The organism is Bacillus sp. JJ675, from assembly GCF_036963165.1.
GTDB lineage: Bacteria > Bacillota > Bacilli > Bacillales > Bacillaceae > Bacillus > Bacillus glycinifermentans.
Genome location: NZ_JBALMR010000115.1, coordinates 1 through 12,995, shown reverse-complemented (window position 1 = coordinate 12,995; position 12,995 = coordinate 1). Strand labels below are relative to the sequence as shown.

The 12,995-nt window shown below is 46.0% G+C and carries 17 protein-coding genes and 1 pseudogene; 2 read left to right on the top strand and 16 right to left on the bottom strand.

The features are described from left to right. Positions 1-371: cytochrome c biogenesis CcdA family protein (locus tag V7126_RS23275; RefSeq protein WP_335499726.1), on the bottom strand; the 371-nt coding region annotated here is incomplete at its 3' end. Positions 372-614: 243 nt separating this feature from the next. On the opposite strand from V7126_RS23275, the gene V7126_RS23270 reads away from it, so the two are divergent. After that, positions 615-779, top strand: a complete 165-nt coding sequence (locus V7126_RS23270; protein WP_046132812.1) for an aspartyl-phosphate phosphatase Spo0E family protein — start codon at positions 615-617, stop codon at positions 777-779. Between the two features lie 83 nt (positions 780-862). Here the strand turns inward: V7126_RS23270 and V7126_RS23265 are convergent, their stop codons facing one another. The 6 genes from V7126_RS23265 to yneA form a co-directional block, all read right to left on the bottom strand. Further along, the gene (locus V7126_RS23265) at positions 863-1,081 is read right to left on the bottom strand and encodes a YneF family protein (protein WP_003182236.1); all 219 of its coding nucleotides are present in this window, start codon (positions 1,079-1,081) and stop codon (positions 863-865) included. 84 nt (positions 1,082-1,165) lie between these two features. After that, positions 1,166-1,606, bottom strand: coding sequence for a sporulation inhibitor of replication protein SirA (gene sirA, locus V7126_RS23260; protein ID WP_046132811.1), 441 nt, complete (start codon positions 1,604-1,606; stop codon positions 1,166-1,168). Positions 1,607-1,773: 167 nt separating this feature from the next. Further along, positions 1,774-3,777 (bottom strand): transketolase, encoded by a 2,004-nt coding sequence (tkt, locus tag V7126_RS23255; RefSeq protein ID WP_046132810.1) that lies wholly within the window; start codon positions 3,775-3,777, stop codon positions 1,774-1,776. A gap of 157 nt (positions 3,778-3,934) precedes the next feature. Next, complete coding sequence (locus V7126_RS23250; RefSeq protein ID WP_046132809.1) at positions 3,935-4,168, bottom strand: DUF896 domain-containing protein; 234 nt, start codon at positions 4,166-4,168, stop codon at positions 3,935-3,937. A gap of 41 nt (positions 4,169-4,209) precedes the next feature. Beyond that, a complete protein-coding gene (locus tag V7126_RS23245; RefSeq protein ID WP_046132808.1) occupies positions 4,210-4,878 on the bottom strand; it encodes a YneB family resolvase-like protein in 669 nt (222 codons plus the stop codon). 19 nt (positions 4,879-4,897) lie between these two features. Then, positions 4,898-5,209: a cell division suppressor protein YneA gene (yneA, locus tag V7126_RS23240; RefSeq protein WP_046132807.1), complete on the bottom strand. Its 312-nt coding sequence runs from the start codon at positions 5,207-5,209 to the stop codon at positions 4,898-4,900. A gap of 153 nt (positions 5,210-5,362) precedes the next feature. Between yneA and lexA the strand changes: the two genes are divergently transcribed. Next, positions 5,363-5,986 (top strand): transcriptional repressor LexA, encoded by a 624-nt coding sequence (lexA, locus tag V7126_RS23235; RefSeq protein ID WP_046132806.1) that lies wholly within the window; start codon positions 5,363-5,365, stop codon positions 5,984-5,986. A gap of 225 nt (positions 5,987-6,211) precedes the next feature. Here lexA and V7126_RS23230 read toward each other — a convergent pair whose 3' ends face one another. From V7126_RS23230 to V7126_RS23190, 9 genes and pseudogenes are all read right to left on the bottom strand, one after another. Beyond that, a complete protein-coding gene (locus tag V7126_RS23230; protein ID WP_330217801.1) occupies positions 6,212-6,697 on the bottom strand; it encodes a penicillin-binding transpeptidase domain-containing protein in 486 nt (161 codons plus the stop codon). A 39-nt stretch (positions 6,698-6,736) separates the two neighbouring features. Beyond that, complete coding sequence (locus V7126_RS23225; RefSeq protein WP_157759336.1) at positions 6,737-6,880, bottom strand: hypothetical protein; 144 nt, start codon at positions 6,878-6,880, stop codon at positions 6,737-6,739. A gap of 41 nt (positions 6,881-6,921) precedes the next feature. Continuing rightward, positions 6,922-9,357, bottom strand: coding sequence for a peptidase G2 autoproteolytic cleavage domain-containing protein (locus tag V7126_RS23220; RefSeq protein WP_335499559.1), 2,436 nt, complete (start codon positions 9,355-9,357; stop codon positions 6,922-6,924). A gap of 103 nt (positions 9,358-9,460) precedes the next feature. Further along, positions 9,461-9,652 (bottom strand): hypothetical protein, encoded by a 192-nt coding sequence (locus V7126_RS23215; RefSeq protein ID WP_046132804.1) that lies wholly within the window; start codon positions 9,650-9,652, stop codon positions 9,461-9,463. 55 nt (positions 9,653-9,707) lie between these two features. Then, entirely contained in the window at positions 9,708-9,986 is a 279-nt protein-coding gene (locus V7126_RS23210; RefSeq protein ID WP_046132803.1) for a hypothetical protein, read from the bottom strand. Between the two features lie 179 nt (positions 9,987-10,165). After that, positions 10,166-11,005, bottom strand: a complete 840-nt coding sequence (locus V7126_RS23205; RefSeq protein ID WP_335499554.1) for a thymidylate synthase — start codon at positions 11,003-11,005, stop codon at positions 10,166-10,168. 60 nt (positions 11,006-11,065) lie between these two features. Next, positions 11,066-11,816, bottom strand: a pseudogene (locus V7126_RS23200) (hypothetical protein). An 81-nt stretch (positions 11,817-11,897) separates the two neighbouring features. Continuing rightward, a complete protein-coding gene (locus tag V7126_RS23195) occupies positions 11,898-12,731 on the bottom strand; it encodes a prohibitin family protein (protein WP_175075171.1) in 834 nt (277 codons plus the stop codon). Beyond that, positions 12,724-12,864, bottom strand: coding sequence for a hypothetical protein (locus V7126_RS23190; protein WP_164918159.1), 141 nt, complete (start codon positions 12,862-12,864; stop codon positions 12,724-12,726). The genes V7126_RS23195 and V7126_RS23190 overlap by 8 nt, the downstream gene beginning before the upstream one ends. Between the last annotated feature and the right edge of the window lie 131 nt (positions 12,865-12,995).

Below are 12,995 nucleotides of genomic sequence, written 5' to 3'. Positions count from 1 at the left end.
GGCTTGTTTTTAAAGTGAAGCCGCCTCTCTTTCATTAAAAATTCAGGCTTAAACACGCCCAATGTGACAAAACCGAAAAAAATGATCAATATGGCTCCAAGCTGCCTGATCAAATTGTGGTAATCCTTAAAAAAGGAGCCGACAAGCGATGTACTGTAGCCTAAGGCAACAAAAATAACCGAAAATCCGATCAGGAAAAAGACCGTGTGCAGCAGGCTTCTTTTTTGCAGCATCATTCTGTCCGAATGAATGTCACTCATGCTGACGCCGGTGATATAGGATAAAAATGCCGGATACAGCGGCAGGCAGCAAGGCGAAATAAAAGATAGGAATCCTGCGCCGAAAGCCAGAACATAATTAATATCTGTCATTCTCTTTCTCCCTTCCATTTACAGGAATATCATGCAAGAAAAACATCTACTATGACAATTACATTTCAATTTTCCAACATATCACCAAAAAAGATATAGTCTTTCCGAATTTCTTTATATAATCGATTTTCGGCTATTTACCCTTCCTGCCTTTTGAATTGAAAAGAAACCTATATATGGATATAATAGCATTTAGTAGGCATCAGAAAAGATGATATACAGAAGAAAGGATAAATTCCTGTGATGAAAGAAAACCTGCTTTATGAAATTGAGGAAAAAAGAAAAGAGTTGCTGCAAATTGTCATGACAAATGGCATGACATCAAATATTACCATTCAGCACAGCCAGCAGCTTGATATCCTTCTTTTAGAATACCAAAAACTATCGCTGAGCGGCAGCACACAATAATTATAGATCAAAATAAAAAACCCAAAAAAAGCGGGTTTTTTATTTTATAACCATGTTTCTTCTATGTCATAATCGCATTCGCATTATTTCGTTTGATTTTCCATGGCTTTCATCATTTGATTAATTTTCTTTTGGGACGGCTTCATGCCCATCTGCATCATCATCATGCGTAACATTTGTTCATTAATTGGCGGATTTTTTTTCAAATAGTTCATCATATATTTACGAGCGATAAAAAATCCTAGTGCAACACCTGCGAGCAAAGCCAAAACGCCCACCAGGATGACAACCCATAAATCCATTTAATTTCCTCCTTCATGTTGTCTCGTATAAAGTGTACTAAACCAAAGGCTATTATACAACATTTACAGTCCAAATTCTTTCTTTTAAATAAAATTTCTTTCTTTTACAGGGTTGAGCCACCCGTATCGTTCCATACCAAAATCCATCGCGAGAAAGCAAGGGCTCACTTTCCTCAATATTTCAAAAAAGACGGTTTCGGCATCGAATTTGCCGTTTGCCAGAATTTCGATATATTGGTCTTTCATGATAAAGGAAGCGCTTCCCTCAGGGACGAGCAGCCGATATATGCAGTCGACCTGTGTATAGTCCTCCCTGCTGAGGTTCATTTTAAGCCTTTTGTGAATATGGGAAACCGGAATCGGCTTTGTAATATACTCGATTTGCTTAGCCGCAAGCTGTGACTTTTTTTCCTCAGGGCTTGTCCAATGATAATCATAGAAAAGTTTGAACATGACAGATTCCTTTCCGAAATAGTGGCTCGCAAACTCCTCTTCAATCAAATACGTGTAATAATGGCGTTCCATCCCTGTCCCATCCCCCTTGTATCACGATTCTGATGATATGCCTTCTATTATACAAAAGGGGGAGAGAAATAATTGTCTGATGATGATAAGAGAAGGGACTAATTTTGTCGAAAACAAAGAAAAGAGAATGATTGGACTGATCATTCTCTTTTCTATATCACCTTACATTATTTCTGCAACAGTTTTTTCACGCGGTCTGCTACGTTTTCAGCCGTAAAACCGTATTCCTTCATAATCGTTTCGCCAGGGGCAGATGCGCCGAATCGGTCGATTCCGAGAATGTCCCCTTCAGTGCCTGTGTATCTTTCCCATCCAAGCGGAGAGCCCATTTCAATGGCAAGGCGCTTCGTCACGTCAGAAGGAAGAACGGCGTTTTTGTACTCGTCTGACTGTTTGTCAAAGCGGTCCCAAGACGGAACGCTGACGACAGATACATCAATGCCTTCTTTCCGAAGTTCGCTTTGGGCGTCGATCGCAAGTCCGACCTCTGATCCGCTCGCAAGCAGGATAGCCGCAGGTTTTTCATTTTGAGATTTTGATACGACATAGGCTCCTTTTTCCACGCCTTCATATGCCGCCTCAGCAGACTGATCGATCGTCGGCAGGTTTTGACGCGTCAAGACAAGCGCAGTCGGCTGGCTTTTCGATTGCAGCGCAAGCTTCCATGCAGCGGCCGTTTCGTTACCGTCCGCAGGTCTCATGACAGACAAGTTAGGAAGGGCGCGAAGCGATGCAAGCTGTTCAATCGGTTCGTGCGTCGGTCCGTCTTCACCCACAGCGATGCTGTCATGGGTAAATACGTATGTGACCGGAAGCCCCATTAATGCGGCAAGACGGATCGCCGGTCTCAAGTAGTCTGAGAAGACGAAGAATGTACCCGCAAACACCCGCAGACCGCCATGGAGAGCCATTCCGTTTAAAGCAGCGCCCATGGCAAATTCGCGGACACCGAACCAAATGTTTCTGCCGGCATAGTCCTTCGCTGAAAAATCTCCGCCGTTTTTGATCGTTGTTTTATTAGAACCGGCCAAATCGGCAGATCCTCCGAAGAAAAACGGCACTCTTTTTGCGATTCCGTTCAATACTTCTCCTGAAGAAGCTCGGGAAGCAAGGCTGCTTCCTTTTTCATAGACAGGAATATCTTGATCCCAATCTGCCGGAAGTTCTCCGTTAATACCTAATTCAAGCTGCCCGGCAAGCTCAGGATAAGCTTTCTTATATTCGGCGAACAGCTCGTTCCATTCCTGTTCTTTGCGTTTGCCCGGTTCTTTCACCGTTTCATTAAAGTGTTCGTACACTTCGGAAGGAACATGGAAATCTTCTTCATATGTCCACTCATATGCTTCTTTCGTCAGTTTAGCCTCTTCTGCGCCGAGCGGAGCACCGTGAACGCCTGACGTTCCAGCCCGATTTGGAGAACCGAAGCCGATCGTCGTTTTTACTTCGATCAATGTCGGCTGTTTGTCATTTTGCTTTGCTTTCTCAACCGCTGCAGTGATTTCGGCAATATTGTTTCCATCCTCAACATAAAGGACTTCCCAGTTCATCGCTTCAAAGCGCTGCTTCACATTTTCGGAGAATGAGCGGTCAAGATCTCCGTCAAGGGAAATATCGTTGGAATCGTACAGCACGATTAAACGGCCGAGGTTCAGATGGCCTGCAAGGGAAGCTGCTTCTGAAGAGATTCCTTCCATTAAGTCTCCGTCACCGCAAATACTGTATGTATAATGGTCAACGACACGATATTTGTCACGATTGTAAGTTTCCGCAAGATGGCGTTCTGCAAGCGCCATGCCGACTGCCATTGCGATTCCTTGGCCGAGCGGACCGGTCGTCGCATCAACCCCGGGAGTATGTCCGTATTCAGGATGCCCCGGCGTTTTGCTGTCCCATTGGCGGAAATTCTTCAAGTCTTCCATTGAAACGTCATAGCCGCTTAAATGAAGCATGCTGTACAAAAGCATCGAACCGTGTCCCGCAGACAGCACAAAGCGGTCTCTGTTGAACCAGTTTGGATTTTCAGGGTTCACATTCATCATTTTCGTCCAAAGCGTGTAAGCCATCGGAGCAGCTCCCATCGGCATACCCGGATGGCCGGATTTTGCTTTTTCAATGGCATCTATAGATAATGTTCGTATCGTTGCCACAGATTTTAATTCAATCGTTTTCATTTTAATCCCCTTCCTGTATGTACTCTACTTTCTTATCATAAATCGACACATCGGTTTTCACAACCATTTCAGCTCAAAAGCTGAATGAAAAATCGTGAACAAATGTCATTTGTAGTATATACAAAAAAGGAATACGATATTGACGTATTCCCATAAATTAATGCAGCCTGCGGTTCCCTTTTTCTTTTTTCAGCTTTTCGGGAGTCACATCGTTGCCTTCAGGATCTACAATCGTCACGTTTTTCAACGTATTTTTCATAGATGCGCGGACGCCCTTCAAATATTCTTGCCGCAGCTTTTGCTGTTCGGCTTTTTCTTCGTCTGTTAAAGAGCCAGTTTTTGATTTTTTGGCAAGCTCGTTGATTCTGGCTATTTTCTCTTTAGAAATCATGATATACTCCTTTGTTTTGTTTCACCTTCATACTACTAAATTCAGTCTCGTTTGACAACAGATTCGGCTACTCCGTCCTCCATATATTCCTGATAGCGGCGGTGGACGGTAGCTTTGGAAATGCTGTATCCAAAACCTCTCAGGACGGCTGCTATTTCGGCAAATGTCAGCTTGTTTTCCCTCAGCCTGATGATTTCCGAAAGCGGCGCTTCAATCCGCTCCCTCCCGGTTCCTCCGCCGCGGTTTTTTAAGTTCTTTTCCGGGCGGTAGCCGTTTTCGACCGCTTTTTTCATGCCCCTTTTAATTTTCAGGTTATGTATTTTCCGCTGGTATTCCTCCACAATCCCGACGATTTCCAAAACCATTGAGTCGGCTTCAGAAAGCTCAAGCTGTCCTCTATGGGCAAGCGTATATACTTGAACGCCTTCTTTATACAAAAAGTGAAGGAGCGCAATCTTTGCATGCCCTCTGCCCAGCCGCGTGTCGTCCTGGATTAAAACGGCGTCGACATCGGATGTTTTAATCTCCTCGAGCAATTCAAAAACGCCGTCCCGATCCAGCTCGTATCCGCTCGCTTGTTCGGAAATGACTTTTACGACGGTCATGCCGTGTTCGGCGGCGAGCCTTGCAAGCTCTTCTTCCTGCCGCTTTAAGGAGGTCTCCTGCTCTTCTTTCGCCGTGCTCACCCTGGTGTATATAATCGCATTCACAGAAATCCCCCCGTTCCTTCTATTCTACAACCGCCAGCTGATACTGATCAGAATGCTGCTTCGTTACCGGCACGACTAAAACATCGCCGGGTTTGATGACAGACGTCGGCAGACCGTTTCGATCCGCAACCCACTCGACGAATTTCTGCTTGTCAGCAGCTGTTCCGCCTTCAATGCGGTCGGCCAGCTTCCATAGCGAATCTCCTTGCTGAACTTCTATTTTAACATATTGCTTGCTTTCTTCGAGCTTAGCGGCAAAAGACAAAAACAGAACACAGGTGCTAATCGCAGCGGTAAATAGACTGACGAAAATCAATGATTCTCTTTTCAATACGATCACCTCAAGATAGAATGTTTGTTCGCTTTTTGTTCAGTATACATACGAACAAATGTTTCTGTCAATCGCTTTTTTCGAACCTATGTTTGTACTCAAAGGAAAAACATGCTATAATCTAGCTAAAATCGACGTTTTGAGGTGCAAATCATGACGAAGCTATCAAAAAGACAACTTGATATTTTGCGTTTCATCAAAGAAGAAGTGAAACGCAAAGGTTATCCGCCTTCCGTCAGGGAAATCGGCGAAGCGGTCGGCCTGGCATCAAGTTCAACCGTACACGGCCACTTGGCGCGGCTCGAGTCAAAAGGGCTGATCAGAAGGGACCCGACAAAGCCGCGAGCCATCGAAATATTGGACACTGAAGAAGGGGTACACATTCCGCAAAGCCAGGTTGTGAACGTTCCCGTCATCGGAAAGGTAACGGCCGGAACGCCGATTACCGCCGTCGAAAACATCGAGGAGTACTTTCCGCTGCCGGATCGACTGGCTCCGCCGGACGAGCATGTCTTCATGCTGGAGATTATGGGGGAAAGCATGATAGACGCGGGAATATTGGACAAAGACTATGTGATCGTAAAGCAGCAAAACACGGCAAACAACGGGGATATCGTCGTTGCCATGACCGAAGACGATGAAGCGACCGTTAAGCGTTTCTTTAAAGAAGCGACCCACATTCGCCTTCAGCCGGAAAACCCGACGATGGAGCCTATCATTCTCCAAAATGTGACCATTCTCGGAAAGGTCATCGGCGTGTTTCGGACCGTTCATTAATCTGCAAGCATCTCGTTTCGGCTGCCGGTTTTCCGGCAGCCTTTTTCTTCACAAAAAAATCAGGTTCATGTCCCGCGGGATACGAACCTGAAAAAGAGGAATTCATAATATGCTTACAAATTCATTATCTCGAAAACTATATTTGCTGTCAACAAAAAAGTTGCACAAAGGAAACTCTTTAAAGGTATTCAAATCTCTTTGCCGATAGACCAGGGGGATTCTTGTTTATTCCCTTACTGAGCCGTTCATGTTTAGAGTGAATACATAAGTGCTGTCACCTGATGTGATAAAGCCTGCAAACCATCTTAATCCGGAGCGGGACAATCTCGCGCCGGATTTTCCATAAAGGGTACAGCTGTCCGTTTCTTCCTGAATCATCATCCGTTTTACTGTTTTCATAACGGGCTTATCAAACGGCAGCGATTCTTTGTACAGCTTTTCCGTGAAATCCGCTTGTACGATCGCGGAAATCTTCAGTGTGCTGCACGCCAAAACTGACCGATTCAGCCGCTTATTTCCGTATGACAATTTCCGGATCCATTCTTCCATGCGCTGCTCACCGATACCCCGGCCATCGCCTGGTAAAACCGAATCATGCATACCCGCCCCGGGCAAATGACCGCGATTCCAGGAATCAAACTCCCTTTTCACGCCGTCCAGGCGCTTGACATCGTATTCATCTCTGACGGTCCCGGTCTGAAATCCGAACAGCGCATTTTCCGCTTAAAAAGCGGATCGGACGTCAGCCTTTCATTGGGCTCTTTTCTTGATGTAGACAAAGGTTTGTCCGTTCTTTACGTTTCTTAAAATAAACGTTCTGTCGCGCTTGTCAAAAAGCTCATTCACACGAAAAATGTTTGGCAGCTTGGCATCGGCTTTTTCCTGTTCAATCACTATCACTTCCTTGGTGAAAGTTAGAAACCTGTCTCAATTTACTATTTGATCATAGCAAGCGCGATGCCGTATCCATTTTGAGGATTGTATGGGGCAGTTATTTTCATCACCTTCCAGGAGCCTTCAGATGCTCTCGTCCCGATCCCGTTAAGCGCCTTGACGTAATCTCCTTGGCGAACCGTACTGTCTATCCGGACGTAATGCCGGCCCAACAGTCCGACAACATGCCATTCATTCCTTGCAGCCCGTGAAAGATAACTTTCTTCCAAAACCTCTTGAAAATGTGGATTCTGTTTCGGTACGCGAATCAGCTCCCCTGTTTCTTCATCCATTTTTTCCTCATATATCAATCCGCCGAATTCGTTTGTCAAATAGCGGTTCTGCCAGGTGAAGCTCGATTCTCCCGATATAAATGCAGCCGTTTCCGACACAACACCCAGCATATCATCCCTTTCTTGAGCTGGCGCGATTTTTTCCCCTCTTAATGCTACGATGGTCCCCGTATCGATCAGCTGCCCGTTTTCACTTTCAAAATACTCTCCGTATCCGCAGGGCAATGATGATCTTACAGAGCCGGCAAATGTGCCGTTCCCGTGCAGAGAGTCCAAAAGCCAGTTGATGGTCTGGTATCCGCCTGCCACGGTGTACGGCTCTTCTAGCGTAATGCTTTCTGAAGACAAAATCGATCTCGATACGCTGTTTCCTTTAATATGGGAGTTGTTTGAAGCAGCGACGAAAGCGCGGGAGCCCTCTGTAATCGAACCGCCTGAAGAACCGATGACAGCATTTCTTTCGCCTTTTGCCGTAATATCGCCGGTGCCGGCAATGACGGCGCTCGATTCCCCAAACGCAAAGCCTGAGGTGGTGGCAATTTGCGCCCCACCCTTTAAGCTGACAGGCACCTGCTCATACGTTTGGCCTTTAATGGAAGCTGCCGCATCATATCCGGCCGCCTGCACGCCGATGATCACGGCTTGGCTGTTTGGCGATTGGATTCCAACCGTTCCGCTGTCTGTTATCATCGTTCCGTTCATCATATTGACGTTATAAAGCCCGCCGCCGATCGAGATTCCTTTTGGAGCGGAATGATAAATATCGAAGTTTGATATTTTGACATAATCGGTTTTATTGGCCCCGCCGGATAAATTAATATCAACACCGGCCTTTTTAAACCCGCGGATTTTAATCCCGTTGATCGTGATGTTTTGGCTGCGGTACTGTAAAGCAACCACAGGATTGCCTCCATAGTCATACTCGGGATCGCCGATCGCCGTAAATCCGTTGACATATACATTCTTATATGCAGAAACAACGATCGCCCTCGGCGTCACACCGTCGTAAAGCGGGTTGAAGACAGGCTCGACGGCCGTACAGTCGGTGAGCGTGACATCGTACGCTGTGGTGCTTTCCGGATCTGAAGCCTGGTGATGGCCGATATGCCGAAGGTCGAACGCGCGGACATCACGGTAGGAGATATGCCCGATGATATGAACGTTTTGCGAAGCCGGCCACATCTCGTGCGCCTTCACTTCCACCCCGCGGATATTCCCGCTTGTTATGTTGTTTAACAGCCAAACGTGTTTGGATCCGTCGTCAATCTCTATCCCGTTGGAGTTGGACATCCCTTCAGCATGCTCTGTTCCGCGCGGATTTGCCGAATGGCAGTTAGAAATAAAAACGTATTCGCTGTAATGCGTGGTAATGCCGTCATCCCCTGCGCCATACGCCACACAATTATCGACCCAAATATATTTGGAACCGTCTTTTGTCCAGTCGGTATCAGGCAGGTGGTCATATGTCGGCGATGTAATATCAATGCCGTGAAGCCCCGCATTGACGGCTTCAATATCTTTGATCCAGCCGAATTCGACTTTGGCAAACGTTAAACAGCTTGAATACTGCCCGCCCGGATTTCTCACGCCGCCCTGTCTGTCCGGATTCCAGTCTAATGTCATGCCCTGGACAAAAATATTGCGGTTTCCATTTTCATAGTCATCATTTGTGATCACCCACTCATAGGCGGGGGCGTTTTCGTGAAGCTTAATGACCGTTACGCCTTTTCCCTGTCCGACGAAATACGTCCAGGACGGTAGCTTAATTCCCTGAACAAGATAAACGCCTGCCGGAACGTTTACCTTAACGCATCCTGTGCCGATCGCTTTCTGAAAAGCTTCGGTATTGTCCCTGCCGTCGGGTACAGCCCCAAAATCTTCGACGTTTACTTCCCTGGTGATTTTGCTGAGAAGTTTATGATATTCCTTGTCCAGCCGCTCCTTTAACAGTGAGGTGATCTCTCCTTCGGCCGTCACCCTGGCATCTGTCACTTCAACGCTTTGAGAAGCCCCTGCATGCTGTATCAGATTTTGCATCCTTGCTTTGAGCTGCTCCATTTCTGGTAGCGTAATGGAATCCTCACGAAAATGAGACCGCCATCCTGCATGTAGAGACACATCAAAAGGTTTCCTGAATTGCACCATTCTAAAGACACCTCTTTCTTATAATGTAAGCGCTGAAATGGGCGGGAAAGCTTGGCTGTATCTTCGCTAAAGAGCCGGTATGACCGCCCTCTTTGCTTCAATGTTATAAATTGGCTGTCGATGATGAAATCTCCTCTGCCAATTGAAACTGATTTATAAAAAAAGATGGAAAAACCGCTGCCGGTTTCCACCCTTGCCATTTTAGCTTAAGTTGATTGACGATATCAGCCTCGAGTACATCAAGCGGCGTCCTGATCGTACCCTCCCCCTGTCTGACTTGCTGTTTTTGCGGCATCTGTCATCGCCAGCTGAGCGGCAGCCACCGCCTTGCAGCCGTCTTTCAAACGTACTCAAAAAAACTTGCCACCATATGTTCGTGCTCTTCCTTTCATGATCAGGTCAAACGCATCATCAATTACGGCAATCTCTACATCCACAGATGCCTGGCGGTGAGTTGCATGGCGGTTCAGACGATCCATCGTTCCTTTCACAGTATCCGGATGCGTTCGTTCGGCAGATTTCATCAAAATGTTTATAACCGGCGTTGAAACAGGCAGCGAAGCCCCCTCCAAAACGGCAATATAATAGGTGCAAGTCAAAAGAATCGCATCAGACTTACCCGCAGCCATCCATTCATTTGCTCCCTTGCTTTTTGTTCAGGTTTAAACATCGGATCTGGAAAATGAACGATCTCGATATCGTATGCTGAGAATACAATGTTTGAATGATGTGCATAAAGTCAGGCGAGTTTTTTCTTCACGTTGATTCCTCCCGAAAGCAAAAAAAAGAGGCGGTTTCCCGCCTGTTTTTATACTGCAACTTCAAACGTCAGCTTGTCGCCGTGCCTATAATCGATCAATTTAAAATCATCAATCGTAAAGTCGTAAAAATTTTGGACGTCCGGATTGATCCACAGCTTTGGAGCCTCGTACTGCTCGCGTTTGAGCTGAATATGTAAATTGTCGATATGACGGGTGTAGATGTGGCAGTCCCCGATATTGAAAATATATTCGCCGAGTTCATATCCCAGCACTTGAGCTATCATCCGCTGCAATACATTATACTGGAACACGTTAAACGGATTTCCCAATGCCATATCATTGCTTCTCGCCCTTACTTCCAAGGATAGTTTTCCTTCCTTTACATACCATTGCGTTTCGTATACGCACGGCGTCAGCGCCATATTATCCAAATCGTCCGGGTTCCACAGCATCGTGATGTGCCTTCTCGATGACGGGTTATGCTTTAATTGATGAAGCAAATAATCGACCTGGTCTACTTTTTCGCCGTTTATCGTTCTGTTTTTCTTGCCTAATTGATGCCCGTAAGCCGCACCGATCGTGCCGTCTTCAAGCCTCCACTGATCCCATATGTGCACGCCCATATCTTGAAGCGTCCGGACATCGTTTGATTTAAGCTGCCAGATCCACAGCAATTCTTTAATCGCCGTCTTCCAAGCCACTTTTTTTGTCGTCAAAATCGGAACTTCTGAATTGTCAAAACGCATCTTCTGACTGACGATGCTCAATGTATGGGCCGGAGTGCCGTCTGAATCCCACCTTGTCCGCACGTCATATTCTTCATCAGAAATGCCGGTTTCAATGATTTTTTGGATGATTGCGTTGTATTGTTGATCATAGTGGCTCATGTTATCCTCTCCTCACCAAAAATGATATGAATAAAATCCGTTTTTTTCAATAGCAAAATCTTACGTTCGTAAGCTGTAAATCTCCAAGGCTTCGCGCAGGACATGTTTGTTATATCCGGTCATGTGATGAATTTTTTCGGCCCATCCCTTAACATCGCCGTAAGCGGGCTCTGTGACCATCCCCCTGCTTGTGCTCAACCAGCTGTTCCAGCCGGAAAACTCCCAATGCGCCGTTTCACCTTGATACGGCACTCTGCATTCCAATAACGGCTCATTCTTTAGTACGTTTTGAGAGTATTCGGCGGCTTCTAAAAACATCTTCTTGTCGACAGGCTCCGGATGATAGATTTGGGTTGACGTTTTTCCGTTAGGCCTGTGATAAACGACTTCTATTCGCTCTGGGACGGGCCTCACTTGAACCTGGGCAGCCGGAAAAAAGCCGCTCAATTTTTCAACGGTAAAGTCTTCGGAGTCAACGTCCACTAAAATCGGCTGCAGCCATTGGTCACCCAAATCGCATAGAAAACGCCTACCTTTTTCATCAAGGGCGATCACCGCGGCATGCACGCCGTCTGTTTTGAAATGATGTATAAGCTTCTATCCCGTCTTTTTGAAATTCGTCAAGCAGCCAAATCGCCAGGTCAAAGCAATTGCCTGAAATCCCGTATTGGCGGTAATGCTCTTTCATTAAAGACACATCTCGCTGCTTCTTTTCGCCGGCCCGCTGATCATACCACGCTTTCGTCAGCGTTTCCATCGGAAAATGGTCAAATTTTCTCCATGTCAAAAGGATGTCGTTCGATGCAAGCATTTTCCGCCCTCCTTCCTTATTCGATCAAATACGCGAAAAAACCCTTAGACAAGTAAGGGATTTTTCACGGATGTGTTTGACCTATTTATCGTTTTCATCTTGCGGGAGCTGGATGAAAGCATTCGAACCCGTAGCCTTCGGCATTTTTCCATCCCACTTTTGTATCCATTGGTATTGAATCATTTCGTCTGACATTGATTTTTTGATAATTTCATTATACTCTGCGATCCCTTCGGCTTCGATCTTTTTCTTCTTCGCTTCAGCTTCGGCAATTTTGAGCTCAGTCTGCGTTCTTTCCAGTTCCTGCGATGATTTGACGCGCGCATCGATCGCTTCTTGCGTCGCTTTATCAGGCTTGGGAACCCCGAGGGTTAAATCGTCGATGACAAAACCGAGCCTTTTCATATCATCTGCAAACGTTTTTTGAATTTCCGCTGCAGCTTCAGAAGACTTTTGGCCGTACGTATCGATGACTGAATATTTCGATATTGACTTTCTTGCAGCGTCCCACAGCCTTGTTTTCAGATAGCTGTCTTCAATCGATGATATATCTACGGCACCGAATTTGTTGAACAGCTCTACGACTTTATCAGGCTGGACGACATAGTTATAGGCGATATCCATTGATATGTTTTTTCCGTCCGAGGTTGCCACCTGAATGTCCTGGTTGTTTACGGTCTGCATCCGGACCGGATACTCCGTCACCTTGTCAAACAGTCCGACGAAATGCCAGCCTTGATCAAGCGTTTCCGATTTTACGCCCCCGTTTGGAGAGTACACGACTCCGACGTAGCCATTCGGAATCTTTTCGATAAACAGCGATGCCAAAAACCCCCCTGCGATTAAGGCGACCGCTACGATGATTCCGCCAAACCATGCTTTGCCTTTATTCTTTTTCGTTTGAATGTCATTCATCCCCGTCATCCTCCAGCGTTTTCTTGATCTTGCCCGCTCCGCTCCCGATTTTTTTAAAAAGCGGGCTAAGCATCAGCCATACTCCAAACCCTATGATCATGAGCAAAATGACAGAACCGATCATGACTTTCATTTTTTCCCCTCCTCGTCGGCGTACAGTATGACTTTTCCTCTCGCCTATATTTACGTTCATATGAACTTAAAGTTTCATTTTTTAATAAGAAAACCTCCTTTTGATTTAAAATAAAAAAGATAGAACATGAA